The organism is Glutamicibacter sp. Je.9.36 (assembly GCF_051129975.1).
In the GTDB taxonomy this organism is placed as follows: Bacteria; Actinomycetota; Actinomycetes; order Actinomycetales; family Micrococcaceae; genus Glutamicibacter.
Genome location: NZ_JBCPSN010000001.1, coordinates 732,888 through 759,313, shown reverse-complemented (window position 1 = coordinate 759,313; position 26,426 = coordinate 732,888). Strand labels below are relative to the sequence as shown.

23 protein-coding genes are annotated in these 26,426 nt (G+C 62.4%); 11 read left to right on the top strand and 12 right to left on the bottom strand.

Annotated elements, in window-relative coordinates; translation table 11 throughout:
• Positions 1-85: 85 nt before the first annotated feature.
• The 3 genes from AAZQ98_RS03515 (at position 86) to AAZQ98_RS03505 (ending at position 2,747) form a co-directional block, all read left to right on the top strand.
• Entirely contained in the window at positions 86-751 is a 666-nt protein-coding gene (locus AAZQ98_RS03515) for a TetR family transcriptional regulator (protein ID WP_434689864.1), read from the top strand.
• A 347-nt stretch (positions 752-1,098) separates the two neighbouring features.
• A complete protein-coding gene (locus AAZQ98_RS03510; protein WP_434689862.1) occupies positions 1,099-2,460 on the top strand; it encodes an APC family permease in 1,362 nt (453 codons plus the stop codon).
• A 56-nt stretch (positions 2,461-2,516) separates the two neighbouring features.
• Positions 2,517-2,747 carry a hypothetical protein gene (locus AAZQ98_RS03505; RefSeq protein ID WP_434689859.1) on the top strand — a complete coding sequence of 77 codons (231 nt, stop codon included), beginning with the start codon at positions 2,517-2,519 and terminating at the stop codon, positions 2,745-2,747.
• A gap of 169 nt (positions 2,748-2,916) precedes the next feature.
• Here the strand turns inward: AAZQ98_RS03505 and AAZQ98_RS03500 are convergent, their stop codons facing one another.
• The gene (locus tag AAZQ98_RS03500; RefSeq protein ID WP_434689858.1) at positions 2,917-3,711 is read right to left on the bottom strand and encodes a carbon-nitrogen hydrolase family protein; all 795 of its coding nucleotides are present in this window, start codon (positions 3,709-3,711) and stop codon (positions 2,917-2,919) included.
• A gap of 75 nt (positions 3,712-3,786) precedes the next feature.
• Positions 3,787-4,815 (bottom strand): aldo/keto reductase, encoded by a 1,029-nt coding sequence (locus tag AAZQ98_RS03495; protein ID WP_434689856.1) that lies wholly within the window; start codon positions 4,813-4,815, stop codon positions 3,787-3,789.
• 193 nt (positions 4,816-5,008) lie between these two features.
• On the opposite strand from AAZQ98_RS03495, the gene AAZQ98_RS03490 reads away from it, so the two are divergent.
• The gene (locus tag AAZQ98_RS03490; protein WP_434689853.1) at positions 5,009-5,605 is read left to right on the top strand and encodes a TetR family transcriptional regulator; all 597 of its coding nucleotides are present in this window, start codon (positions 5,009-5,011) and stop codon (positions 5,603-5,605) included.
• A gap of 13 nt (positions 5,606-5,618) precedes the next feature.
• Here the strand turns inward: AAZQ98_RS03490 and AAZQ98_RS03485 are convergent, their stop codons facing one another.
• Positions 5,619-6,206, bottom strand: coding sequence for a TetR family transcriptional regulator (locus tag AAZQ98_RS03485; protein WP_400341786.1), 588 nt, complete (start codon positions 6,204-6,206; stop codon positions 5,619-5,621).
• 83 nt (positions 6,207-6,289) lie between these two features.
• On the opposite strand from AAZQ98_RS03485, the gene AAZQ98_RS03480 reads away from it, so the two are divergent.
• A complete protein-coding gene (locus AAZQ98_RS03480) occupies positions 6,290-7,066 on the top strand; it encodes an SDR family NAD(P)-dependent oxidoreductase (RefSeq protein ID WP_434689851.1) in 777 nt (258 codons plus the stop codon).
• 136 nt (positions 7,067-7,202) lie between these two features.
• On the opposite strand, the gene AAZQ98_RS03475 is transcribed toward AAZQ98_RS03480, so the two are convergent.
• Positions 7,203-8,720 carry a cation:dicarboxylate symporter family transporter gene (locus tag AAZQ98_RS03475; protein ID WP_434689850.1) on the bottom strand — a complete coding sequence of 506 codons (1,518 nt, stop codon included), beginning with the start codon at positions 8,718-8,720 and terminating at the stop codon, positions 7,203-7,205.
• A 443-nt stretch (positions 8,721-9,163) separates the two neighbouring features.
• Between AAZQ98_RS03475 and AAZQ98_RS03470 the strand changes: the two genes are divergently transcribed.
• Complete coding sequence (locus AAZQ98_RS03470) at positions 9,164-11,017, top strand: ABC transporter ATP-binding protein (protein ID WP_105656511.1); 1,854 nt, start codon at positions 9,164-9,166, stop codon at positions 11,015-11,017.
• A 60-nt stretch (positions 11,018-11,077) separates the two neighbouring features.
• Here the strand turns inward: AAZQ98_RS03470 and AAZQ98_RS03465 are convergent, their stop codons facing one another.
• Positions 11,078-12,799, bottom strand: a complete 1,722-nt coding sequence (locus tag AAZQ98_RS03465) for a 3-ketosteroid-delta-1-dehydrogenase (RefSeq protein ID WP_434689848.1) — start codon at positions 12,797-12,799, stop codon at positions 11,078-11,080.
• 153 nt (positions 12,800-12,952) lie between these two features.
• Positions 12,953-13,726: an IclR family transcriptional regulator gene (locus AAZQ98_RS03460; RefSeq protein ID WP_105656510.1), complete on the bottom strand. Its 774-nt coding sequence runs from the start codon at positions 13,724-13,726 to the stop codon at positions 12,953-12,955.
• Between the two features lie 216 nt (positions 13,727-13,942).
• Between AAZQ98_RS03460 and AAZQ98_RS03455 the strand changes: the two genes are divergently transcribed.
• The 4 genes from AAZQ98_RS03455 to AAZQ98_RS03440 all read left to right on the top strand — a co-directional run bounded on the left by AAZQ98_RS03455 (position 13,943) and on the right by AAZQ98_RS03440 (position 19,136).
• Complete coding sequence (locus AAZQ98_RS03455; RefSeq protein ID WP_133833866.1) at positions 13,943-15,328, top strand: NAD-dependent malic enzyme; 1,386 nt, start codon at positions 13,943-13,945, stop codon at positions 15,326-15,328.
• Between the two features lie 79 nt (positions 15,329-15,407).
• Positions 15,408-17,039, top strand: coding sequence for a malate synthase A (aceB, locus tag AAZQ98_RS03450; RefSeq protein ID WP_434689845.1), 1,632 nt, complete (start codon positions 15,408-15,410; stop codon positions 17,037-17,039).
• On the top strand, positions 17,036-18,289 hold the full coding sequence (locus tag AAZQ98_RS03445) for a DUF6986 family protein (RefSeq protein ID WP_434689842.1): 1,254 nt from the start codon (positions 17,036-17,038) through the stop codon (positions 18,287-18,289). The genes aceB and AAZQ98_RS03445 overlap by 4 nt, the downstream gene beginning before the upstream one ends.
• A 10-nt stretch (positions 18,290-18,299) precedes the next feature.
• Entirely contained in the window at positions 18,300-19,136 is an 837-nt protein-coding gene (locus AAZQ98_RS03440) for a bifunctional allantoicase/(S)-ureidoglycine aminohydrolase (RefSeq protein WP_105656506.1), read from the top strand.
• A 161-nt stretch (positions 19,137-19,297) separates the two neighbouring features.
• Here the strand turns inward: AAZQ98_RS03440 and AAZQ98_RS03435 are convergent, their stop codons facing one another.
• From AAZQ98_RS03435 to AAZQ98_RS03415, 5 genes are all read right to left on the bottom strand, one after another.
• The gene (locus tag AAZQ98_RS03435; protein ID WP_434689840.1) at positions 19,298-20,239 is read right to left on the bottom strand and encodes an Abi family protein; all 942 of its coding nucleotides are present in this window, start codon (positions 20,237-20,239) and stop codon (positions 19,298-19,300) included.
• Positions 20,240-20,444: 205 nt separating this feature from the next.
• Complete coding sequence (locus AAZQ98_RS03430) at positions 20,445-21,485, bottom strand: CobW family GTP-binding protein (protein WP_434689839.1); 1,041 nt, start codon at positions 21,483-21,485, stop codon at positions 20,445-20,447.
• Positions 21,486-21,626: 141 nt separating this feature from the next.
• Positions 21,627-22,841, bottom strand: coding sequence for an acyl-CoA dehydrogenase family protein (locus AAZQ98_RS03425; RefSeq protein ID WP_434689836.1), 1,215 nt, complete (start codon positions 22,839-22,841; stop codon positions 21,627-21,629).
• A 9-nt stretch (positions 22,842-22,850) separates the two neighbouring features.
• A complete protein-coding gene (locus AAZQ98_RS03420; protein ID WP_434689835.1) occupies positions 22,851-23,300 on the bottom strand; it encodes an acyl-CoA thioesterase in 450 nt (149 codons plus the stop codon).
• The gene (locus tag AAZQ98_RS03415; protein WP_434689833.1) at positions 23,263-24,501 is read right to left on the bottom strand and encodes a CaiB/BaiF CoA transferase family protein; all 1,239 of its coding nucleotides are present in this window, start codon (positions 24,499-24,501) and stop codon (positions 23,263-23,265) included. Before AAZQ98_RS03415 ends, AAZQ98_RS03420 begins: the two co-directional genes overlap by 38 nt.
• Positions 24,502-24,653: 152 nt before the next feature.
• Here AAZQ98_RS03415 and AAZQ98_RS03410 point away from each other — a divergent pair, with 152 nt between their 5' ends.
• The gene (locus AAZQ98_RS03410) at positions 24,654-25,565 is read left to right on the top strand and encodes a LysR substrate-binding domain-containing protein (RefSeq protein ID WP_434689831.1); all 912 of its coding nucleotides are present in this window, start codon (positions 24,654-24,656) and stop codon (positions 25,563-25,565) included.
• Here the strand turns inward: AAZQ98_RS03410 and AAZQ98_RS03405 are convergent.
• The gene (locus AAZQ98_RS03405; RefSeq protein ID WP_434689828.1) at positions 25,550-26,425 is read right to left on the bottom strand and encodes a 3-hydroxyacyl-CoA dehydrogenase family protein; all 876 of its coding nucleotides are present in this window, start codon (positions 26,423-26,425) and stop codon (positions 25,550-25,552) included. The genes AAZQ98_RS03410 and AAZQ98_RS03405 overlap by 16 nt on opposite strands.
• Position 26,426 lies beyond the last annotated feature (1 nt).

The window sequence follows — 26,426 nt, the reverse complement described above, 5'->3', positions numbered from 1 at the left end:
TAATTATTTATGAGTCTAAACGGAGATGAACCAGCTGTCCATGGTTGGATGGAAGCGGATTAACCAACGACGCAGGATGGTTCTCATGTCGCAAAGAGTCGCAGGACGGCCGGCTACGCCGATCCTGACCCAGCAAGGCATCGTTGATGCGGCCTTTGCCCTGCTCGAAGAAGTGGGGCCCGAGGAGTTCTCTATGGGGCGTCTGGCGCGCTCCCTGGGCGTGCGCACCCCGGCGCTCTACAACCATGTGGACAACCGCCAGCATCTGGTGAACCTGATGCGCCGCGACATGGTGCGCTCCATCGATCGGAGCATGTTGGCTGACTTGCCGTGGACCGAAGCGCTGTTCCATTTCGCGATGGTGTTCCGCGATGCGCTGCTCCGGGTTCCCGCAGCAGTGGAACTGATTGTCGCCACTCCCATTTCCGAGGAGTCGGAATCAGGTGTGATCTACGAGGAAATGGGCCGGATCCTGCGTCGCGCCGGTGTGGCAGTTCCTCGCATTCTTATGGTCATGGTGGCGATCGAATCGCTGATTGTCGGGGCTGCCTTGGATATCGTCGCCCCGGGAGCCCACGTTGCCACCGTGCCGGCAGACAATCAGGGGACTGTTCGCAGCAGTCATGGGGAGGTTATGGAGCTGGGCGAGGCCTATGCGCGGCAAGCTCGAACCAGTGTCAGCTCCCAGTCCTTTGAATTCGGGCTACGAGCCCTCCTTTCGGCGGTCGAGCGGGAAGTCGCCCAGCCCTAGCTGCGCGGCAGCTAACCCTTTAAGATGTTTCCCTGAAATTAATAATATAAATTTATTTTGCTCTGCCGAAGGGGCGCGAGCGGGTCACCTCGACTGCTTGTCGCGGCCGATAATCTCCAAGTCATGCAGGCGATCCGTCCTTTTCGCGGGGGAACTGCGAGCAACTTACGCCCTGCGTTCATCGGCTGGAAACATCGCCCTGCGGGCAGGCCCCTCTTGTTATCGGTGAGCTGTGTCACTACATTAAGTGAACGATATTCATTATTTTGGGCAATTAGCACGGCTGCCCTAGGAAAGTCTTACTCGTCATGCAGAGGTGACGGGGCAAGCGCAGAAAAGGAGCCACGATGAGGCAGGTCCAGCAAGGCGTGCGAAGCACAGCGAAAGCGCCGGCACAGATGAACAGGGTGCTCGGGCTGCCGAACCTGGTGCTTTTCGGCATGGTGTACATGGTGCCGCTGACGATCTTCAGCACGTACGGCATTGTCACAGAAATTACTGGTGGACGGCTTCCGGTGGCCTACGCGATTACCTTGGTCGCCATGCTATTCACGGCACGATCGTACGGCTTGATGTCTCAGGCATTTCCGGTGGGCGGATCCGCCTACGTGTACACCCAGCGCTCTTTCGGATCGAACATCGGCTTCATGGCCGGCTGGGCGCTCTTGCTGGATTATCTCTTCCTGCCAATGATCAACTACCTGCTCTTGGGGATCTACCTCAATGAGTTCTTCCCGATGGTCCCGCCCTGGGGCTTCATGCTGGCTGGGATGGTGCTGGTGACAGTCCTTAACATCATTGGCATTGTTTCTGTGGCCAGAACGAACATCGTGATTATCGGCTTCCAGTTCCTGTTCATCATCCTGTTCGTCGGCTTCTCCATTGTGTACCTCCGAGGACAGGCCGCCCTTGACCTCTTTGCCCCATTGCGCGGATCCGGGGAGGCGGGCGGATTCGCGCCACTGGCTGCGGGCGCTGCGATTCTCTGCCTTTCCTTCCTCGGCTTCGACTCGATCACGACATTCGCCGAGGAGGCCCGCAACCCGAAGCGCGATTTGCCGCGCGCCATCTTGCTGACGACCTTGATCTGCGGCTTCCTATTCGTGGCTCTGGCCTACCTCTCGCATCTGGTTTACCCGAGCCATGAATTCGCGAACGCGGATTCGGCCTCCATTCAGGTGGTCTTCACAGTGGGCGGCCAATTCCTCTCCATCTTCTTCACGGCCGGATTCATCTGCGGCACAATGGGATCGGCACTTGTCTCGCAGGCATCGGTGTCGCGAATCCTCTACAGCATGGGACGCGACGGTGTGCTTCCCCGGCAGGTCTTCGGGTACCTGCATCCTCGCTTCAAGACCCCGACGTTCGTAATAATCATCGTTTCCTTGATCTCGCTGACGGCCCTATTCGCAAGTTTGGAAATGGTCTCCGCGATGATCAGCTTCGGTGCACTTGTCGCCTTCTCCGCAGTGAACCTCGCCGTGATCAAGTACTTCTACTTGGCCCACCGCCAACGCGGAATGGCGGCTACGATCAACTACCTGGTGCTGCCGTTGATTGGCCTGGCCCTGACAATTTGGCTATGGACAAGCCTCAGCGGTCTCTCGCTGGTGATCGGCTTGGCCTGGATCGGGCTGGGCCTGGTGTATCTCGCCTACGTGACTGGCGGATTCAAGCGCAAAGCGCCGATGCTGGATCTTGCCGAGTAATATCCGCTGCTGTGAAAAACCCGTTCACCGATCAGCAGCATCTGGGGGATAGCGGTATGGGGACCCAGAGTATCCTCGGTGTATCAGTGTGCGTCCTCGTCTCCGCCAAGGACAGCGTCCAGGCCACGGTGGGCAAGCTGGCAGGCGAGTGGTGCTGGCGATTCATCCGGCGACCGCAACACCGCAACGCTTCTGCCGGGCCTTCGCTGAATTCGCGACCCGATCCAGCGGGATTCCCCGCTATCGCGCAGCGGGCGGCCGGGAGCCTCGTGGGCTTCTCGCACTGAGCGGTGGGCCATGGCATCGAAATGCGTCCGGGCGGAAACTCGGATTGGGCGAGCACATCCCCTCGGGGGTCCTGCTGGAAGCGCGCAGTGCTATCCGGGATCCCATCCTCGCCGCCGGCGCCAGCGATGGGCTGGCTGGCAAGCCTCAACTGCTGAGCCAACCGCCTGGCTACAGGTCGACCGCGTTGGCCAGCACTGGCAGCTGCTTGCGAGCGGCCTCGACCTGGCTGAGATCCAGATCGACTACCAGCAGCTCGGGTACTGCACCGGCCCGGGCAATAATGCGTCCTAGCGGATCAACCACCACCGAATGCCCGACGCCCAAAGGCGCGGTACCGGTGATCTTGCGTCCAATGCTTTCAGGATCAGCCTGGTCCACTGCCACCACGAACGTCGTCGCGTCCAAGGCGCGGGCCTGCGCAAGGGTGGTCCACTGCTCGGCCTTGCCCTCTCCCTGGCCCCACGAAGCGCTGACGATGTTGACCGCTGCACCAGCCTTCGCATGGCGGGTGAACAAGCGCGGGAACCGCAAGTCGTAGCAGGTGGCCAAGCCGATCGTCGTTCCCTCATGCTCGAACTGCACCGGAGAAGTTCCGGGCGTCACCGAGTCCGACTCGGCATAGCCGAAGGCATCGTAGAGGTGGATCTTGTCATAGTGGGTATCTACGCCTTCACCGGCGACCAGCAAGGTGTTGCGTACCCGGCCGCCTTCACCAGGGGTGAACATGCCCACGGCAATGGTGATGCCTATATCCCGCGCCTGCTGGCGGATCAGTGTAGCCCAGGGCCCATCCAGGGGTTGCGCGTACTTGGCGAGATCGTGGCCGAAGGAAACCTGCATGGCCTCGGGGAAGACCACCAGCGTGGCGCCTGCTTCCTTTGCCCGGCGCGCATGATCGCGCACTGTTACCAGATTGCGCTGCGGATCAGCGGTGCTCAGAACCTGCGCCAAAGCGATTCTCATGGGATAGTCCTTTCCTGCTGCCAGCTGCTGGCTATGCGCTACCTTCACGACTCTACGCAGTAGCGATCAGCGAAGCTACATCCTGGCCATCTGCACCTCTTCACGGCCCTTGGACACCGACATCACGTCCTTCTGGCGCTCACCGTCCACCTGGGCAGCCAAGGCATCCAGCTGCGACATTGATTCCAGGGACAAGCGGACATCCAACGCCCCCAGATTATCCTCGAAGTGCGCGCTGAAGCGGGTCCCCGGAATCGGGGAGACGGCCATATTGAATGCGCGTGCTTTTTCATAAACCCAGGCCAGTGACACCTGGGCGGTAGAAACACCTTCGCGCTGGGCCACCTCCGCGATGACTTGGCGCAATGGATGGTTGCGCTGCATGCGGGCCGCTTCGAAGCGCGGGAAGTTATGGCGGATGTCGTTGGGTTCAAGCTGCTGCAGGGAATCAACTTCCCCGGTGAAGTACCCGCGACCCAGCGACGCGTAGGTCACCAGGCCCACGCCGAGTTCACTGGCGGCTGGCAAGAGCCATCTTTCGATGTCTCGGCTGAAAATCGAGTACTCCATCTGGATCGCGGAAATTGGATGCACCTTGTGGGCTCGGCGCAGCTCCTCGGAAGTCACTTCGGACAAGCCGATGTGCCTGGCCTTCCCTGCTTCGACTAGCTCCTTATAGGCTCCGACAGTCTCCTCGATTGGCACCCGGGAATCCACCCGGTGGTAGTAGTACAGGTCAATGTGGTCTACGCCCAGCCGCCGCAGGCTCGCATCCATGCATTTCTTGATGAAGTCCGGGTCGCCATTAGCGCGTGGGTCTCCCGGATTCTTCGGACGCACGATGCCCGCCTTGGTTGCCAGGGTGACTTCGCCGCGACGGGTTCTGAGCACCTGCGAGAGCAGGGTTTCGTTGTGCCCTTCGCCGTAGATGTTGGCGGTATCCAGGAACGTGACGCCGCGATCAAGGACATGGTTCAAGGTACGCAGGGATTCGGCATCGTCGGCCGATCCGTAGGGCCCGCTCAGGGACATGCAGCCAAAACCCTGCGAGGTGGCTTCCAACCCCTGGCCGAGGTCGATGCTGTTTGCGATCTGCTGTGCCATGGTGGTCCTTCGAGTAGTCAGTTTCTCTCTTCTTGAGCCTAGCGAAGCAGGATTCAGCGGGCATCATGTTCCGTGATTTATTGAGTTCCGTGAACTGCCACCGAAACGACACACCGTAGCTAAAGTGGTAATGACCAGCATAAAGAGACTGCGTCTCACTTCTGCCCTTGAATCTCAGAGTAAAATTCTTGCCATGGGAAGCGTGGTTCGCGATCGAGTGCGCGAAAAGATGAAAGTCGAGTTGGCGGAACAGGTTTATGCCGTGTTCGCCGAACGCGGCATGGAGAACGTCACCGCCCAGCAGGCGGCCCAGGCAATTGGAATATCCCGTGCCACGTTCTTCCGGTACTTCTCGTCAAAAGAGGACGCGGTAGTTACTGCGTTGCGTTCCATGACCGCGCACTTCTCCGACATGGCCAGCTCCATGTCTTCGCATCCGGGCGAGAGCTTGCTGGAGCTTTTGCGCCGCAGCTTTGAATCGGCAGTAGTATTCGCTGAGCAGGATCCGGTGGCGATGCAGGGCCGCATTGAGCTGGTCAGGAGCACCCCTGCGCTCCGGGCCAGCTGGCAGGAATCCCGGCGTGAGCAGCAGGTAGCGCTGGCCCAGGCTCTGTCGCCTTTCTGCGCGAACCAGCGGCTGGCTGAAACCGCCGCGTTGCTGGGTCTGGCCCTTTACGACCATGCATTGGCCCGATGGGTTGGGACGGCGGGCAGTACCCTACGCGAGATCCTCGACGAAGCCTTCGACTTCGCGGCCATGATCGATGACAACTGGGCGGAGAAGCACTAGCAACCGCCGCAGGCTACGGCAAGCGAAGCACCTTGATCGCCTCGGCCAAGTACGGTTCCGGGGTGGGATCAGCAGATTGCGCCCAGCTGATCCATGCTGCAAAAGTCACCGTGCCGAATGCCAGCGCCAGATAGGGCGCCGCCTGCGCGCTGACCCCGCCTTCCGAGAAATGCCGCAGCACCCGCTCGTTGTCCTTGCCCATCCGCATCGAGGCCTGGGCCAGGAGCTCGGGCTGGTCCGCGATAAGCCGCAAGCGTCCTCGCGTGACCTCCGGATCCGGCAGCGAATCGAAAGCTGCCACCGCAGCAGCGTGCATGGCACCCACCAGGTCGTGGCCCTCCTGCTTCGCCGAGGCGAAGGCGCCGTCTGAAATGGCCGAAGCTTCCAGCAGGCCGCCCCACACCAAATCCGCCTTGGAAGCGAAATAGCGATAGAGGCTCTTGCGTCCGATTCCCGCTTCTTCGGCAATTTGCGCCATCGAAACTTCGCCATAGCCATGCTTGGCAAAGAGCGCCAGGGCGGTGCGGGCCACGGAGTCGGGGTCAATGGACTGCGGGCGCCCAGGCAGGTGCGTGGCAACGGAATCTTGGGTGTCAGGCATATCCCAATTATGGCCCATTGAGTTAAGACACAGTGTGTCATAACATGAAACTACCAATTCATCGGCAACCAGAAGGAACGGTTATGGGCATGGAAAACGCATGGCAGGAAAAGGTCACCGCAGAACGTTTTGCCGGCAAGACAGTGGTGGTCACCGGTGCCGGTTCGGGCATCGGCAAGGCCACCGCGCTGCGCGTGGCCAAGGAAGGCGGCAAGGTGATCGCCGCGGACATCAGCCGCGAACGGCTCGATGAGCTTGTTGCCGAGAACCCGGATCTGGACTTTGCCGTCGTGGCCGGCGACATCACCGACCAAGCGGTAGTGGACCAGGTAGTGGCAGCTGGCGAAGGGCGGATCGATGCGCTGGCCAACGTCGCCGGCATCATGGACAAGTTCGAGCCGATCCACGAGATCGAGGACTCGACCTGGGAACGGGTCATGAATGTGAACGTCAATTCCGTTCTGAAGCTGACCCGTTCGGTGGTCCCGCTGATGCTCGAGGCCGGCCAGGGCAACGTGGTCAATGTGGCTTCGGAAGCCGGCCTGCGCGGCTCGGCCGCCGGCATCGCATACACCGCCTCGAAGCACGCGGTCATCGGCATGACCACGAACTCGGCTGTCATGTACGGCAAGAAGGGGCTGCGTTTCAACGCAGTGGCACCGGGCGCAGTGCAGACCAATATCGAGGCTCCAATGGCCTCCGAATTCGCCCAGCAGGTAATCCCTCCGCTGATGGGCATCATCCCGGGCATGGCTACCGCAAGCCAGCTCGCCGCCTCGATCACCTTCCTGCTCAGCGAGGACAGCACCAACATCAACGGCGTGGTCCTGGCTTCGGATACCGGCTGGAGCGCCATCTAGCCAGACCCGGCTGGAGGCGAATTTCCCTGCTGGCAAGCGAAGCGGCGATCGGCCGGGGTGAGCTGGAGTCTTCCAGCGCACCCCGGCCGATCAGCTCTCAGGATCCCCGCAGTTGCCTTTGAGGCAACCGCCTGCCTCAGCTGTGCGCTTGTGCGCGTTCCTCATCGGGGTAGCTTTTCTGCGTGGCCGCAGCTGCTTCGGCTTCGGTTGCCGGGCTCATATCGAACTTGAGCAGGGCTTCCGGGGTGGGGCCGCCGCCGAACTTCGGTGAAGGCTGGCCGCCGTTGGCTACGCGTTCGGTCTCCAGGGCTTCCCATTCCTCATCGCGTCCGAGCATGCGGGCGGAGTCCTCGTTGGTGATCTCCCCGGCGAAGGCGCGCTTCATCGCCTCGCGGTCGAACTGTCCTTCCCATTTGGCGACCACGAAGGTGGCCACGCAGTTGCCCAGCAGGTTCACGGCAACGCGCATCGAATCCATGATGCGGTCCGCGCCCAGCAGCAGTGCCACACCGGCGACCGGGAAAATGCCCAGAGCGGCGGCGGTTGCCGACAGGGCCAGGAACGAGGATCCCGGGACACCGGCCATGCCCTTGGAGGTCAGCAGCAAGATGCCCAGAGCGGCCAGCTGTTGGCCGAAGCTGAGATTATGCCCGAATGCCTGGGCAAGGAAGAGCAGCGAGATGGACAGGTAAATGGCCGCGCCGTCGAGGTTGAAAGAATATCCGGTTGGGACCACCAAGCCGGTGGTGGCGCGGGAGCATCCGGCATTGGTCAGCTTGGTCATGATGCGAGGCATCACCGACTCTGTTGATGCGGTGCCCAGGGCCAGCAGGAATTCCTCGCGGGTGTACTTGATGAATTGCCACAGCGGAACCCGGGCAAATCCCCATGCGATCAAGAAAAGAATGCCGATGAACAGCAAGGCCGCGGCGTAGCAGGCGAGAATCAATTTCGCATAGGTGCCCAGGGTCTCGATGCCGTATTGGCCGATGATGAAGCCCATGGCGCCGAATGCACCCAGCGGTGCAACGCGCATGACCCAGCTCATGACCTTGAAGATCAGCTCCAGGACGTTCTCGAACACCGCGAGCAGCGGTGCGCAGCGTTCCTGGCCGACGACCACGATGGCCGCTCCGAAGAAGACCGAGAAGAACAGCACCTGCAGCAAGTTGTTCTCGGCGAAGGCGCCGATGACGCTGACCGGAATGATTCCCAGGATGAAGTCGGCGGCGCTCTTGGCTTCCCCTGATTTCTCCTCGATGGCTCCGGCATCGAGGGATGACGGGTCGATGTTCAATCCGGCGCCTGGCTGGAAAACATTGGCAATGATCAGACCGAAGACCAAGGCAAAGACCGTGGCGCAGGTGAAGTAGAGCAATGCCTTGACGCCAACGCGTCCCACTGCTTTGACGTCGCCCACCGCCGCGATGCCGGTGACGATCACCAGGAAGATCAGCGGGGCGATGATCATCTTGATCAGCATGATGAATCCGTCGCCCAACGGGCGCAGTCCTGATCCGATCTTCGGCAGGAAGTGGCCGATCAGAACACCGGCGACGATTGCGACGCCAAGCTGGAAGAACAATGAAGCGTAGAAGGGTTTCTTGGGGGTTGGCTCCGCGACCCGGAAGTCGTCTGCGGATTTGATTTTCATGGCTGCTCCTGAGGGTGGACGCGCTCCGAGGTATATGCCCGTGGCTTGAATGCTGTCAACTGTAAGGCACGTCACAGAATTCCGCAATGAAAAAAGATAATTTCAGTATGCGGAATGAATCCCTTCTGGATCATGGAATAAATCCATGTTTAGCAGGCATCTTCCGTGTTCGGGGAACGGTTGCGCTCGTGATGGCCAGGGCCGGGAACACGCCCCTCACCATGAGGGACTAATGCGGCAGGCGGAAGGCCGGTGCGGAATGAACCGGGCTGGCCAAGCGTTCAATGAACTGGTCCTGTCTTTGCGCCACCGGCAAGAGCGCTGTGCTCCATCGCCGCTGCAGACGTAAGCTGAGCCTACCTAGAAGCGGTGGGTGACTTGCTGGGATCATGGCCAAGGTGGAACCCACCGATTACTCCCAGCAGGATTGAGAGCACTCACTTATGAGCATGGAAAGCGCCGCCTGGCATTCGCTATGGAAGCTGTCAGGAGACAAGGGCAAGGCCTACGCTCCAACCACGCCTAAGCGAGTGCTGAAGTTCGCAGCCAGCTACAAGTCCCGGCTGCTGGTCTTCGTCGTCTTCTCCATCTTCGCCGCCGTCCTGGCCGTGATCACCCCGGTGCTCGCTGGACGGGTGGTCGACGAAGTCGTCGCGCAATCCGGGGTGCGGACGATCATCAACTTGGCTCTGGTCATGGCGGGGATCGCGATCCTGGATGCGGTGGTGTCCGTAGTGGTCCGCTGGTTCTCCTCGCGCTTGGGCGAGGGCATCATCTATGACCTGCGCACCGCAGTCTTCGACCATGTGCAGAAAATGCCGGTGGCATTCTTCTCGCGCACCAGGACCGGTGCGCTGGTCAGCCGCTTGAACAACGATGTCATCGGCGCGCAATCCGCCTTCGCCGGAACCCTTTCCGGGCTGGTCTCCAATACCGTGGCGCTGGTGCTCACCGCTGCGGTCATGTTCACCACCTCGTGGCAGGTCACGCTGATCGCTCTGGTGCTGCTGCCGATTTTCCTCTTGCCCGCTCGCCATTTCGGCAGGTCCGTGGCCCTGCTGCGCCGTGAATCCGCGGACCTGAACGCCACCATGGGCAACCAGATGACCGAGCGCTTCTCCGCCCCCGGCGCCACCTTGATCAAGCTTTTCGGCCGTCCCAAGGACGAGTCCGAGCAATTCGCGCTGCGTGCCGGCAAGGTGCGGGATATCGGCGTCAAGATGGCCATGCGCCAGTTCTACTTCGTCGCCGCGCTGACCCTGGTTGCGGCCCTGGCCCTCGCCCTGGTCTACGGTCTGGGCGGCATGTACGCGGTGCGCGGCGATCTGGCCGCGGGCGACGTGGTGGTCCTGGGCATGCTGCTCACCCGCCTCTACACGCCGCTGACCGCACTGGCCAACGCGCGCGTGGAAATCACCAGCGCGCTGGTCAGCTTCGACCGCGTCTTCGAGGTGCTGGACTTGGAGCCGCTGATTGCCGATGCTCCGAACGCCCGCCGCCTCGAGGCCGGGGCGGTGCCGGTGAGATTCAACCACGTGAGCTTCTCCTACCCGAGCGCCGACAAGGTCTCGCTGGCTTCGCTGGAAGAAGTCGCCATCCTGGACACCCGCGGCGGCGAAGAGGTCCTGCACGATATCGACTTCGAGATCCCCGCGGGCCAAACCTACGCGCTGGTGGGCTCCTCGGGTGCGGGCAAGTCCACCATCGCCTCGCTGCTGGCGCGCCTGTACGACGTGGATTCGGGCAGTGTTGAACTGGCCGGCGAGGATATCCGCCAGCTCGAGCTCGATTCGCTGCGCTCGACGGTGTCCATGGTGACCCAGGACGGGCACCTCTTCCACGAGAGCATCCGCTCCAACCTGACGCTGGCCCGGCCCGAAGCGACCGAAGAGCAGATCTGGGAGGCGCTGGAGCGTGCCCGGCTGAAGCCGGTGATCGCTTCCTTGCCCGATGGCCTGGATACCGTGGTGGGCGAGCGGGGCTACCGGCTTTCCGGTGGCGAACGCCAGCGCATGACCATTGCCCGTCTGCTGCTGGCAGCACCCCAGGTAGTCATCCTGGATGAGGCGACGGCGGCCCTGGACTCGTCGAATGAAGCGGCGGTGCAGGCGGCGCTGGGCGAGGCGCTGGCAGACCGCACGGCGCTGATTATTGCCCACCGCCTGTCGACCATCCGCTCGGCGGACCAGATCCTGGTCGTGGAGGGCGGGCGCATCGTCGAGCGCGGAACCCACAGCGAGCTGCTGGCCTTCGGCGGACGCTATAGCGAGCTGCACGAAACCCAGTTCGCGCAGTAGCACGCCTGGCCCTGAGCGCCAGGCCTTGGCCGGCGCGACTGGCCCCGGAACCGTCGAAAGCTAAGCGCTGGCGACCAGTTCGCCTGCCTTCTGCGCGGCATGGGTGGCGATGATGGTGCCGAAGACCAGTCCCTGCCCAATGGTGGCTCCGGCACCTGGGTAGACGTTGCCGAAGATGTTCGCGGCGGTATTGCCCTGGGCATAGAGCCCCTGGATGACCTCGCCGGATGTGTCCAGTGCGCGGCCATGGGCATCGGTCATCACGCCGCCGCAGGTACCCAGGTCCGAGAGCACGATCTTCACCGCGTAGTAGGTCTTGCCCTCCAGCGCGCGCAGGTTCGGATTCGGGTTCTGGGTCGGATCGCCGTAGTAGCGGTCGTAGGCGGACTCGCCGCGGCGGAACTGGTCGTCGATGCCGGTTCCGGCGCCCTCGTTGAACGCCTCCAGGGTCTGTTCCAGAACCCGCGCGGGAACAGCGATCTTGCCCGCGAGCGTGCTGATTGACGACGACTTGTGGGCCACCCCGGCCTTGTACCAGGACTCGGGAAGGGCCATGCGCGGGTAGCACTGTCCGGCGAAGATGTAGCTGTCGCGGTAGGCCTGGTCGAAGATGAGCCACATCGATCCAACCGGGTCGCCGTCCGCCTCGCGGCGCAGGATCTCCTGGCCGAAGCTCATGTAGTCGGTGGACTCGTTGATGAAGCGGCGTCCGGACTGGTCCACCATGAACGATCCGGGCAGCGAACGCTCGGCGAGCAGGATCTTGGGCGAGGATCCGGGCTTGAGCGGGGCAACGGCCGGGAACCACCAGGACTGCTGCATGCTCGCCAGCTGGGCGTTGTGCTGCTGCGCCAATGCAATGGCGTCGCCGTGGTTGCCCTTGGCGCCCAGACTCAGGTCCTCGACCAGCGACGGGCTCTGGTGCTGCTGGCGCATCGCCATATTATGGTCGTAGCCGCCGGCAGCCAGCACCACGCCGTACTTGGCGCGCACGCTCACCCGTTCCCCGCCCTGTTCCAGGACCGCTCCGGTGACCGCCGAATCGCTGAATTCGATATCCACCAGCTTCGCTTCGGTCCAGATGGGAATGCCTGCATCCAGCGCCCCGGCGTACATGCCGCCGGCGATGGCCTGGCCTCCGGCGCTGTAGTTACGGCCGATCAACAGCCCTCCGGCGCCCTGGATGAGGCGCTTGACGATGCGCGGGAAGGCCTTGTGCGGGGCCTTGGCAATGAGGTTCATCCACTTGTAGTCCGCACCGGTCACTGGCATCGGCATGGGGGCGGACATGGTGGCTGGCTGGAAGCGGATCAGCTGGTCGCCAAGCTTGTTCAAGTCGAAGGGGCGCGACTCGACCGAGCGGCCCGCAGCGCTGCCGCCTGGCAATTCGGGATGGTAGTCGGAGTAGCCCTTGGACCAGAAGAAGCTCAGCCGGGTCATGCGTTCGAGCATCTTGACGGTCTCGTCGCCGGACTCCAGGAAGGCCTTCCAGCGCTCGGCCGGGCCGGATCCTTCCACGACGGATGCGATGTACTTTTCGCCGCGCTCCAGGGAATCGACGGCGCCGTCCCGCTTGAGTACCGTATTGGCGGGAATCCAGAAGGCTCCACCCGAGCGGGCGGTAGAGCCGCCCACGTACTGGGTTTTCTCGGCCACGGCAACGTTGAGGCCGAGTTCCTTGGCAGCCAGCGCGGTGGCCAGCCCGGTGCCGGATCCGATGACCAGCAGGTCGACTTCATGCTGATCGATGGTGACGGGTGCAAGAACGGTTTTCGATGCCATGTCGGACTCCTCTGCGCGGTGCCGGGCTTCAGCCCTTTCGCCAGCCCACGCTAGCCGAGCCGCTGGTAGTGCGGGGGCCCAGTCCCGCTGGGAGGGACACCTTGCATCCACGGTGCGCCGGCCTGTCCGACCGGGCAGGAAGATCCGGCGCGGCTAGTCCGCTGCTGCCACCAGCTGGCGTCCCAGTTCGCGGGCTGCCTCCTGCAATACCGGCACCGCGCTGTCGATGAAGGCCTCGTCCACGCGGGTCACCGGGCCGGAAACCGAGATGGCCATCGGCGTTGGCGCGCCCGGTACTGGCACGGCGATGCAGCGAACCCCTAGTTCCTGCTCTTCCTCGTCGATGGCGTAGCCGCGTTCGCGGGTGGCCTCGACATCGGTGAACAGCTTGCCCAGGGTGGTGATGGTGTTCGCGGTCTTCGGGGGCATGCCCGCCTGCGAGACCAATCGCTGCACGCGCTCGTCATCCAGCACCGAGAGCACGGCCTTGCCGACCCCGGAATTGTGCAGCATGGCGCGGCGTCCGACTTCGGTGATCATGCGCATCGAGTGGGCTGACTGCACCTGGGCGATGTAGGTGACCATGTCTCCGTCGAGCACCGCGATATTCGCCGATTCGCCCAGCTTCGCGACCAGATCCTTCAGCGCAGGGGAGGCCAAGGCGCCCAGCTGGCGGTTGGCTACCTCGCCCAGCCGGATCAGCCGCGGGCCCAGTGAATAGCGGCGGTTGGGCAGCTGGCGCACGTAGCCCACGCCGACCAGGGTGCGCAGCAGGCGGTGGATGGTCGGCAATGGCAGGGGAGTATCGGCGGCAAGCTCGCTGAGCGCGGCTTCTCCGCCGGCACGGGCGATGACTTCCAGGAGCTCGAAAGCACGTTCGACGGACTGGACGCCGCCGGTGGTGGACTTGCTGGAAGTCTGCGTCATCTTTGCTCCTAATAAAGGCACTGGTTTCGGAAGAGGGCTACGCATTACTTCTACGATGCGAAATCCTAGTCCCAAGAATAGCGCAGAATCAGGCTTTTCTTCCACGATCCGATATTAACTCGGCAAAAAATCGTGCTGGGCACCACAAAACACTCTTGCATTTTCATTTTGAGGATAATAGTATCCACTATACGGAAACTTTTACAGGAGGATCAGATGGCAGCACCAAGCCCGGGATATTCACTCACGCTTCGCGTCCAGACACCTGCGTCGATTACCGCGACCAGCGAGCTGGCCGGCGCGGTCGGTTCGGCCGGCGCGCACATCACCGCCCTGGATGTCACCGAGTCCAACCACACCCACATGGTGGTGGACGTTTCCTGCAACACCACCGACGTGGCCCACGGCGAGACCGTGCGCGCGGCGCTGGATAGCCTCGATGGCGTAAGCGTGCGCAACGTCTCGGACCGCACCTTCCTGATGCACCTTGGCGGCAAGCTCTCGGTGACCCCCAAGGTCGCCCTGCGCAACCGCGATGACCTCTCTCGCGCCTACACCCCGGGTGTCGCCCGCGTCTGCATGGCCATCGCCGAGAACCCTGCCGATGCGCGCAACCTGACGGTCAAGCGCAACACCATCGCCGTGGTCACCGACGGCTCGGCCGTGCTGGGACTGGGCAATATCGGCCCGGCCGCAGCCCTGCCGGTCATGGAAGGCAAGGCGGCGCTGTTCAAGCAGTTCGCCGATGTCGATGCCTGGCCGGTCTGCCTGGACACCCAGGACACCGAGGAGATCATCATGATCGTCAAGGCGCTGGCACCGGTCTACGGCGGGGTGAACCTCGAAGACATCGCCGCCCCGCGCTGCTTCGAAATCGAGGCCCGGCTGCGCGAAGAGCTGGACATCCCGGTCTTCCACGACGACCAGCACGGCACCGCAATTGTCACCCTGGCCGCGCTGCTCAACGCGGTGAAGGTCGTGGACAAGAAGATCGAGGACCTGCGCATCGTGGTCTCCGGGGTCGGCGCGGCCGGCAACGCGATCATCCAGCTGCTCATGGCCCGCGGCGCGCAGAACATCATCGCCTGCGGACGCAATGGCGCGATCACCCGCAACGAAGCCTACGCCGATGCGCACCGCACCTGGCTGGCGGAAAACACCAACCCGCAGAACTTCACCGGCACCCTGAAGGAAGCCATCGCCGGCGCGGACGTCTTCATCGGCGTCTCGGCCCCGAACGTGCTGGACGAAGCCGATATCGCCGCCATGAACGAGCGCGCCATCGTCTTCGCCATGGCCAACCCGGATCCCGAGGTGGACCCGGAACTGGCCGGCCGCCACGCGGCGGTGGTCGCCACCGGGCGCAGCGACTTCCCCAACCAGATCAACAACGTCCTGGCATTCCCAGGTTTCTTCCGCGGGCTGCTGGATGCAGGCGTCACCGAGATCACCGACGCCATGCTCCTGGCCGCCGCGGACGCCATTGCCGCGCGGGTCAGCGAATCAGAGCTGAACCCCGGATTCATCATCCCGTCGGTATTCGACCCACAGGTCGCCTCCGATGTGGCCATGGCAGTGCAGGACGCAGCCGCCGCCAAGTAGGCGCTGCGCAGCAAGACCTTAGGGTGCATGTCAACGCACCCTTCATTGGAACAGAGCACAAGAGGTTAAGGAACAACCCATGAGTATTGAAATCACCAGCATCCCCGACGCCGCCGATGCCCAGCAGATCCTCTCGGGCGAAGCGCTGGCCTTCATCGAGAAGCTGCACCAGAAGTTCGCTGGCACCCGCGATCAGCTGCTGGCCGCACGCGGCGTGCGCCGCCAGCAGTTCTCCGATGCCAAGTCCATCGACTTCGATCCGCAGACCGAATCCGTGCGCACCGGCGACTGGAAGGTCGCCGAAGCCCCAGAGGCGCTGCGCGACCGCCGCGTGGAGATCACCGGCCCGGCCTCCCCGGCCAAGATGGCCATCAACGCGCTGAACTCCGGCGCCAAGGTCTGGCTGGCCGACCTGGAAGATGCTTCCACTCCGAGCTGGTTCAATGTCATCGACGCGATCTCCAACCTCTCGGCCGCCGCCCGGGGCACCTTGGCCTTCACCGATGCGAAAACCGGCAAGTCCTACGCGCTGCGCACCGACGCCCCGCGCGCGGTCGTGGTGGTCCGCCCCCGCGGCTGGCACCTGCCGGAGAACAATGTGCTCATCGACGGCAAGCCGGCGGTCGGTGCACTGGTCGACTTCGGCCTGCACTTCTTCCACAATGCCAAGGTGCTCGCCGAATCGGGACAGGGCCCGTTCTACTACCTGCCGAAGATGGAGCACTACCTGGAATCGCGCCTGTGGAACGAGGTCTTCACCTTCGCCCAGGCCGAGCTGGGCATCGCCCACGGAACCGTGCGCGCCACCATGCTCATCGAGACCATCCCGGCCGCCTTCCAGATGGAGGAATTCCTCTACGAACTGCGCGAGCACGCCTCTGGCCTGAACGCGGGCCGCTGGGACTACCTGTTCTCCATCATCAAGACCTTCCGCGAAGCCGGCGAAGCGTTCATCATGCCCGACCGCTCGGCCGTATCGATGACCGCGCCGATGATGCGCGCCTACACCGAGCTGCTGGTCAAGACCTGCCACAAGCGCGGCGCCTTCGCCATGGGCGGCATGGCGGCGTTCATCCCGAACCGCCGCGAACCAGAAGTTACCGCCGCCGCCTTCGGCAAGGTCCGCGAGGACAAGTCCCGCGAGGCCAACGACGGATTCGACGGCTCCTGGGTCGCCCACCCGGACCTGGTTGAGCTGTGCAAGGAGATTTTCGACGCGAAGCTCGGCGAGAAGCCGAACCAGATCGACCGCCAGCGCCCGGAGGTCGAGGTCACCGCAGCCCAGCTGCTGGACGTGGCCAGCGCTCCCGGCGATGTCACCGAGGCCGGCGTGCGCGCCAACCTCTACGTGGCAGTGAACTACGTGGCCGTGTGGCTCTCGGGCAACGGCGCGGTCGCCATCCACAACCTGATGGAAGACGCCGCCACTGCGGAGATCTCGCGCTCGCAGATCTGGCAGCAGATCCGCAACCAGGTGGTCGCCGCCGACACCGGCAACACCATCACCGCCGAACTGGTTGCTGGCATTCTCGCCGAAGAGGTTGAACGCCTGCGCGCGGAGGTCGACAATGAAGAGCACTTCAACGCCTACTACCAGCCGGCAGCGGAACTGATCGCGAAACTGACCAGCGGCAAGGACGAGGATTTCGCGGACTTCCTCACCACCCCAGCCTACGAACTCTTGGAAAAGGAATACGTGACCAAGCCATGAGCAACACCTTCGATGAGTCCACGCTTGCCAGCGTAGAAGCAAAGCTGGCAGCCACCGACCGGCTGCTGGAAACCTCCTACCCGGGGGATACCGGAGCCCGCCAGCCGATCCATACCGTGTACGTCCCCGGGGACAAGTACACCGTGGACCTCCCAGAACGTTGGGGCCACAATGCAGTAGCCACTGCCGGAGGACTGATTGGCCTATCCTCCTTGGCGGCCAAGCTCAAGCTGGCCGAACCAGAGCGCTTGGCGGAACTGGTGGCCGCGAAGCTGGCAAGCGAACCCATCGAAGATCTGCGCCTCGATTTCGAGGACGGCTACGGCAACCGCACGGATGCCGAGGAGGACGCCGCAGTGCTTGCCGCGGCCGACTCGGTATCCGCCGCGGTGGCCGCCGGCAAGGCCCCGGCCTGCATCGGCATCCGCTTCAAGTGCTTTGAAGCACCCACCCGGGCCCGAGGGATCCGCACCCTGGACCTGTTCATCACCCGGCTTGTGGCCAACGGTCCGCTGCCCGAGGGCCTGCGCCTGACCCTGCCCAAGGTGACCACCGTGGCCCAGGTCGAGTCCATGGTCTACCTGGCCGAAAAGCTGGAAGAAGCCCACGGGCTAGAAGCCGGACGCATACGCTTCGAAGTGCAGGTGGAAACCCCGCAGGTCATCCTGGCCGCCAACGGAACCCATCCGGTGGCCCAGCTGATCGCCTCGGGCAAGGGCCGGGTATCCTCGCTGCACTACGGAACCTACGACTACTCCGCGTCGCTGGGCGTAGCCGCCGGATACCAGTCCATGGAGCACCCGGTAGCGGACTTCGCCAAGGACGTCATGCAGGTGGCCGTGGCCGGCACCGGGGTGGAACTGTCCGACGGCTCCACCAACATCATCCCGGCCGGCGACCCGGAGAACATCTCGGCCGCCTGGGAACTGCACGCCCGCCTGGTCTCCCGCCACCTGTCCCGCGGCATCTACCAGGGCTGGGACATGCACGAGAACCAGCTGGTTACCCGCTACCTGGCCACCTTCGCCTTCTTCCGCGAAGGACTGCAGGCAGCCGGAACCCGGTTGCGCAACTACGTCCACCAGATCAACTCGGCCATCATGGACGAGCCGGCCACAGCACGGGCCCTGGCCCGCTACATCCACCGCGGGGTGGCCTGCGGTGCGGTCACCGCCGACGAGGTCACCGAACTGGCCCAGATCACCCTGCCCGAACTCGAGGCGATCGCCTTGAACCGCTCCCACGCCTAAGGACAACACCATGACTGTTCCAGCCATCCAGAACTCCTCGTCGTACTACTCGGACTTCGGCGGCCACCCGCCGCAGAGCGATCTGCTCACCGACCGGGCCATCGTCACCGAGGCCTATACCGTGATCCCCAAAGGCGTGCTGCGCGACATCGTCACCAGCGTCTTCCCCGAGTGGACCAACACCCGTGCCTGGGTGCTCAACCGCCCGGTCGCCGGCGGGGCCACCACCTTCTCCCAAGCCATCGTGGAAGTTGCCCCCGGCGGCGGCGCCACCAAGCCGGAGCCGCAGGCCCAGGTGCAGGGATTCATCTTCGTGCTCACCGGGCAGCTGACCCTTCTCATCGAGGGCACCGAGCACGTGCTGGTGGACGGCGGCTTCGCCTACCTGCCAGCCGGCGCCACCTGGTCGGCCCGCAATGACGGCACCGAGACCACCAGCTTCCACTGGCTGCGCAAGCGCTACGAAGTGCTCGAAGGAGTGGCCGCACCGGCTCCCGTGGTGGGCAATGAGCGCGACATCGAACCTGGCCCGATGCCGGGCACCGACGGCAAGTGGCGCACCACCCGCATGCTCGATCCCAACGACGTGGCCTTCGACTTCGGCGTGAATATCGTGACCTTCGAACCAGGCGCATCCATTCCGTTCGCCGAAACCCATGTCATGGAGCACGGCCTGTACGTGCTGGAAGGCAAGGGCGTGTACCGGATGAATGGCGACTGGGTCGAGGTCGAGGCCGGGGACTACATGTCGCTGCGCGCCTTCTGCCCGCAGGCTTGCTACGCCGGCGGCCCGGAGAACTTCCGCTACCTGCTCTACAAGGACCAGAACCGCCAGATCGCGTTGTAAGCAGGGCCAAGGCACGGATGTGGAGCTCGATGCTCTGCAGCCGTGCCTTTTGAGTTATTGCGCAAACTCGTCGTCCATAGCTAGCTTCGCTAAACGGCGAACTTTCTATACGTGAACTGGCAACATCGCATCTTGTGACTTTCCATTGCTTTAGCGGAACTTCACTGGTCCGTGAGGGTATCTCGCCAGTCGGCGGGGAACCCAAGCTGCTCCAGAGCAACACCGTCGATAAGGCTGAAGCTGTCCTCCAATAATGCTGATAGCTGACGTGGCCAAGACGTCCCCGGAGACGTAACAGAAACCAATTGCGCGAGGACTACGGAAGTTCCATACATTCTGTCTTGCTGGCCCCGTAGGCCGGCTAGGCCGGAGACCATGCTGAGCCGCCGTACGGAAACTGGTTCGAATACTCTATTCCATAATCGGGAATGGTGAGCAGCTGTATTTCGTACGATTGTCAAATGCTTCAGCCAGTTCATGAACGCTGCACCAAACTTTGCTTCAGGATGGCGCTCTGGGGGAGCCCAGCCGAACCACCTCGCTATTCGCTCTCGATCAGCATCCAGAAGATTCGCGTAAAGACGAGAGATATCACCGAAATCCAGAAACTCCATGGCAACCCATATGGGGTACTGGCCATCGTACGAATCATGATGATGCAAAGCCACGGGATCTTTTGAGTTCAAGGCCCGCTGAATCCTGCTTTGCACGGTGTCTATCATTTCGTGGTGCCGTGCGGGATCACGGAAATACTCTGGGTTAGAGAGTGCATTCACGTCCCGTTCGCCCAGCACATCAGCGATGCGGGAGCGACAGGCAACTTCGACACGTTCTAATCCACTGAGAATATGGGTTTCGAGCTTGCGGTCGAATTCGTAGAGTGCCGCGACATTTTTCATTGACGTCCCGGATACGAAGTTTGAGTCTCTGTTTCCGCCAGGCTGTGCTACACGAAAGGGGTGCCAGTAACCACTCAACCGGTAATAACCGACGAAGCGGAGCCAATGTTCTGTCTGGTCCCAGCTGACATCCATTCCTCTGCGGCGTAGCTGTTGAATTTGAGCCGCAATTGACGACCACTCTTTAACTTCTTTGATTGCCACAGTGCAATCCTGTCGCCGAGATAAAGATCGACCCCGATGCCAACAAAAGTCGGGACCGGGGTCAACAGAATTAGCTTCAGTTTAGCCGAGCTGGCGGATTATCGATATGTGCTTCTGGGCACGAGGGCGCACGGAAACGAGTTGCCTAATCACGCTGGCGATGGCATGAAGATTAGTCTTTGCGCAATGATCATCACCGATGCATCTACTTCGTCTCTTCGCTGTTATCCGAGCGAGCGCTAAGTATCATTCTGCGCTGCAAGCGGGTCAGATCCCGTTCGGATGGCGGGCCGAAAGATGGTGCCAAGGCATCACCCAGCGCCGCGCCAACCGCTTCCTCGTCCAAGTTCATTCCCACGGCGACCAGTGCGTCGTCGGCTGGGTCGCTGGTGGCGGTGGCTTCGGCAAAATGGATCTGCCGGCCCACCATATTGACCAGGAAGCGCTGCGTGCCGCGATCGGTGCGCAGTTTTACATGCCCCTTGAGCCGGTAGGCCGCAGCAGGCGGGTGCTCCAGCAGGTCCAAGAGGGCACCCGGATCCGCGGCCTCGGGGCAGCGCACCGTCACCGCGTTGGCGTGCGGAGCATGCTCGTGGTCGTGGTGCGGGCGGGAGGCAGCCGCCAACGGCAACTCGTCGATCGGGTCTTCGTTCAGGGCGATGTCGAAGACCAGCTCGGGGTCTATGGCGGCGTGCGACGCCGGGATGATGGCAACGTGCGGGTTGATTTCGCGGATCCGTCCGCTGATCCTGGCCAGGACCACGTCGCGGTGTTCCGGGGCAATGCGGTCCAGCTTGTTGACCACCACCATGCTGGTGGCGCTGAAGCGGGCCGGGGCCATCGCCGCGGTATCCACGGTGTGCTCATGCTCCACCGCGTCGATCACGTCGATGATGCCGCCGAAGCGTACCCCGTGGGCCTTGCCGAAACGCAGCAGCCGATCCACGTTCAGCGGGTCGGCCGCGCCGCTGGCCTCCACGATGATGGCATCCAGGCGCAGCTTCGGCTGGCCCAGCTTCTCCAGCAGCTCGTCCAGGCCGCTGCTATCGGACAGGCAGCAGACGCAACCGCCGGCAATGGATTCGGCCGCATCGATCTGGCCGGTGATCAGCCCGGTATCCACGTTGACCTTGCCGATGTCGTTGATGATGACCCCGACGCGGGTACCCGGGCGGGTCAGCAAGCGGTTGAGCAGGCTGGTTTTTCCTGCACCCAGATATCCGGTGAGCACGATGACAGGGATCAATGCCGGCTCCTTTTCACTTCGACAAGCGGGCCGAGTCCATTCTCCTTGCTGGGCCAACCCAAATGAAGCTGACACGCGATAACGCGCCACGTCGGGGCACCGCGAATGCGGCCGGGCGCCCCGGCGCGTAGTGCTTGTTTTCTAGGAGAGCACGGAGCTGCGCGTGCGGGTGAACGCGGAAAGCCCGGTGATATCGCGGCCGACAATCAACGCCTGGACTGAGTCGGTGCCTTCGTAGGTCGAGACAACTTCCATGTCCGTCAGGTGGCGGGATACGTGATTTTCCAACAACAACCCGTTGCCACCCATCATGTCGCGGGCTTCGCGGCACATCGCCAGGGCTTTACGCGAAGTGGTCATCTTGACCAGTGATGCCATAGGAGCAGTGAACTCGTCGCGCTCCTGCAGCTGCGCCATGCGATTGCACATTAACTGCATGCCCACCAGATCAGAGAGCATGGTGGACAACTTCTCCTGGACCAGCTGGTAGCTGGCGATCGGCGCCCCGAACTGCTCGCGTTGCAGTGCGTAGGAGGTCGCCAGTTCGAAGGCGGCGATGCCGTGACCCAACGCCTCCCAGGAGGCGCCGCCACGGGTTGCTTTAAGCACTCGGTTCACCCCGGAGAAGGATTCGCAGTGCTCCAACCGGTTCTCAGCCGGGATGCGCACGTTCTCGATCCCAATATCGGCCTGCATGATGCCGCGCTTGCCTACCTTGCCCACGATGACCTGTGGGCAGTATCCGGCCGGGAATCCATGTACAGGATCCTTCTCCACAACGAATGCTTTGACCTTTCCATCGGCCACGTCGCGAGCGTACACCACGGTGACATCGGCCTGGTCGCCGTTGCCGATCCAGCGCTTGTGGCCCGAGAGGATCCAGCTATCTCCGTCTCGGCGGGCGGAAGTTTCCAATGAGACGGAGTCAGATCCGTGGGTCGGCTCGGTCAGGGCGAAGGCGCCGGTTTTCTGCAACGTGGCCATCTGAGGTAGCCAGCGCTGGCGCTGCTCTTCGTTGCCGAGCATGTAGATCGAGCCCATTGCCAGGTTGGAATGCACGCCGAAGAAGGTGTTGATCGAGCCGTCGATGCGGCCCATCTCGCGGGCGACGATACCCGAGGCTCGGCGCGAGAGACCGGGGCATCCATAGCCTTCGATGAACGTTCCGACCACACCGAGGTCTTTGAGACCCGGCAGGACCTGGTATGGGAATTCTGCACGTTCCCAGTAGTCATTGATGACTGGTTGTATCTGGCTGGTGCCGTAAGCACGCACGCGGTCGCGGATGGCCAGTTCTTCGGAAGACAGGTCCGCATCGAGTAGGAAGAAATCGGAATGAGTGGCGGGGGCAGTCATGGAGTGTCCTTAGTTCTGTTGTGGGTAATCGGAGAGCAGATTGGAGTGCAGCGCCTCGCGGATGGTTTCGGGCAAGGCCAGCGGCATCCGGGTATCGCGATCGAGGATCACGATGACCACTTGGACGCTCACGCAACAATGGCCCTGCTGGAACAGCTCATGGCTGACCGTGTAGGAAGTGGTGCCGATCCGCGAGATCCAGACATCCATGGTGGTTTCGGGGCCATAGTGGACGGCATTGCGGTAGTCCACGTTCATGGCGCGCACTACTCGCGGCGAGGACTCATCCGGGGTCGTGCCCCACCAGTGGTTTCCGGCTTGGATACGGCCTTCTTCGACCAGTGTGAGGATCCGGGCATTGTTCACGTGCCCATTCGCATCCTGATCCGACCAACGGACGGAGACTGGAAAGGTTAATTTTTCAGCGCGCTGCGTTGGCTGCGATACCTGCGAGGTCATGGCTTTCCTTTCCTTGAGCTAGGGATTTGGCTTGGCTGAGCCATTGCAGGACATCTGCACGGTCCTGGTCCAATGTTGGAGGGGCTTTGTCATAGCGAGCTGGGGTACGGCTGAAGGTCACAGGGTGCTTGATCAACGGCACTGCTTCGGCCCCCTGCCCAGCCTGGATCACCGGATTCAAGCCGAGCTTTTGGGCAAAGTCCACGCCTTCGTCAATGCCTAGCACGGGGGATGCCGGAACGCCGTCGAGCTGAAGGAGCTCGAACCACTCGTCAGCACTCTTGGCTGCCAGTGCTTCTTCCATCAGCGCCCGCAACGGTTCTCGGTTGGCATTGCGATTCTTGACATTGTCGAAACGGGTATCGGAGGCCAGATCTGGCAGCTCCAGCCGGGTGATCATCCGGGAGAACTGCGCGTCATTGCCGCAGCAGATGATGATGTCCCTGTCCGCGGCTTTGAACGGCCCATAGGGGAACAGGCTCGGGTGGTCATTGCCCATGCGAGTGGGCACGTTGCCGCAGGCCACATAGCCAGTTGTCTGGTTGACCAAGCCGGACAGGGACGCCGAAAGCAAGTCGATTTCCAGGTGCTGTCCCTTGCCCGACTGGGCACGTTCATGCAGTGCGCCGAGCACGCCCACGGTGGCCTGCAGTCCCATGACCACATCGAAGATGGCCACTCCTGCTCGCTGTGGGGGGCCATCCTGGCTGCCGGTGACAGTCATCATTCCGGAGACTGCTTGGGCGATCAGGTCGTAGCCGGGCATATGCGCGCCTTCGGCGGTGCCGAAGCCGGTAATGGATGCGTGCACAATACCTGGCCAGCGCTGTGCGACCGACTGCTCGTCGAGGCCGAACTGGGCCAGTCCGCCTGGTTTGAAGTTCTCGATGAAAACATCCGCTTGGTCAATGATGCTATAGGCCGTTTCCAGATCATCCGGATTCTTCATGTCCAGCATGATTGAGTTCTTGTTGCGATTCACCGAGAGGTAGTAGGTGCTCACACCATCGCGGGCTGGTGGAACCCACTGGCGGGAGTCATCTCCGCTGGGGCCTTCGACTTTGATGACCGTTGCTCCCATATCTGCCAGCAGCATGGTGCAGTAGGGCCCGGCCAGAACGCGGGTGAAATCGGCGATGACCACGCCGGACAGCGGACCGTCAGTGGCGGTGGCATCGGGGTTGTTCAGGTGGGACACCATGGGTGGGCCTCGTTTTCTTAGTGGTTGGTTCGGTTGAAGCGCAGGGGCTGCACACGGCGGCGCTGCACCAGAAAAGCACTAGTGCTTGAAGCTCCCTGCCACTAGGGTGGGGTGAGGAGTTCGGCGGCAAAGTTCGTAGTCAAAGGAGAATTATGGAAGTTGCACAGGCCAAGGCAATTATGGCCGTCGCCGACCATCTTCACTTCGGCCGCGCAGCGCAGCAGCTGAGCATGGGCCAAGCACCGCTGAGCCGGATGATCAGCCAGCTGGAGCGCTCCCTTGGTGCCCAGCTTTTCGCTCGGACAACGCGCAATGTCGAGCTGACTCCGGCAGGTCAAGCGTTGCTGGAACCGGCGAGGAACCTCGTGGCCGCTTCCGCGATTGCCATGGGCACGGTGAAGAGCACGGTCAGCGGAGAGACTGGCAGGGTGAAGATCGGCTTCGCCGGTGCCTCCACTGGCGACAGGGTGGGGCAACTGGCCCGCAGTGTGCGGCGCACCCACCCGGGACTGGCCTTGGAATTCCATAGTTCGCAGTTCTCCCATATCGGTTTGGAAAGGGTTTTGGACGGTTCGCTGGATATCGCCATCGGCCGGTGGGACTTCTTGCCCGCCGAGGTGGACTCTCGGCTGCTCGTCGTCGAGCAGGTTCTTATCGCTCTGCCCGAATCCCATACGCTGGCCGGCCGCGACAGCCTGGAGCTCTCGGAGTTGTCCCACGAAGGATGGATCAATCTGCCCGGAGGTTTCAGTGGCGCTTTGCAGAACCGGATGAACTCCCTGTCCATCGCCTCCGGTTTCATTCCGCGCATCGTGCAGACCGCCCCTGATTCCTGGACCCTGGTGGCCTTGGTGGGAGCCGAGATGGGCATTGCGATGAGCCTGGATTCGGTTCGCGACAACATCATGTGCGACGGGGTGAAGTTCGTCCCGCTGCGCTCGGGCAACACTGCGCTGGAAGTGAGGATGATCTGGCAGCGCAACGGCCTCTCGCCTGCCGTGCAGAGTGTGCTTGATATTGCCGAGCGCATCTTCCCAGATCCCCGAAATTACGCCGACGCATAGTCATACCAGCCACGCCCGGATTTGCGCCCGAAGCGGCCCTCCTCGTACAACTGCTGGATCTGGGGGTGCGGGAGGCTGGCTTCGTCCCTGGTCTGCTCGTATTCGGCCAGCCGGATCAGGTAAACGACATCCAATCCAACCAGGTCCATCAACTCGAAGGGCCCCATGGGGTGGCCCAGCGCATCGCGTGCGGCCTTGTCGATATCGGCTGGACTGGCGATGTCCTGATCAATCAGGTTCAGCGCTTCCTTTCGCAACGCATTCAGCAGCCGGTTCGCGACGAAACCTGGGATCTCCCGGTTCAGTTGCACGACCTCCTTGCCCAAGGATTCGGCGAGAATCCTCGTGCATTCCATGGTTTGCAGGGAAGTGAGCTCGTGCGGGACGATCTCTACGCACTTCATTACCAGGGCTGGATTGAAGAAATGCATATTGCAGACCTCGTCTGGGCGGCCGGTGGCAGAAGCAATCTGCGATGAGACAATATTCGACGAGTTCGTGGCGAGGATCGCGTGGGCCGGGGCCACCGCATCCAGCGATGCGAAGATCTGCCGCTTGATCGCCAGATCTTCCACTGCCGCTTCGATCACGAAGTCAGTTGAGGCCACGACAGCATCGCGGTCGGTGGCGAATTGGAGCTTCGCTTGGGCAGCAGCGACTTCCTTTGCGCAGCGCCGGCCCTTATCCACATCGCGTTCCAAACGTGTCCAAAGCAGATCCTTGGCCTGATCCAGGGGTGCATCAGCAATATCCACCAAGGTGGTGCGGTATCCGGACAGGGCACAGATCGCGGCGATCTGGGAGCCCATGGTCCCGGCACCCAGGACGGTGATGTGTTCAATCGGTGCAGCAGTTCTCATC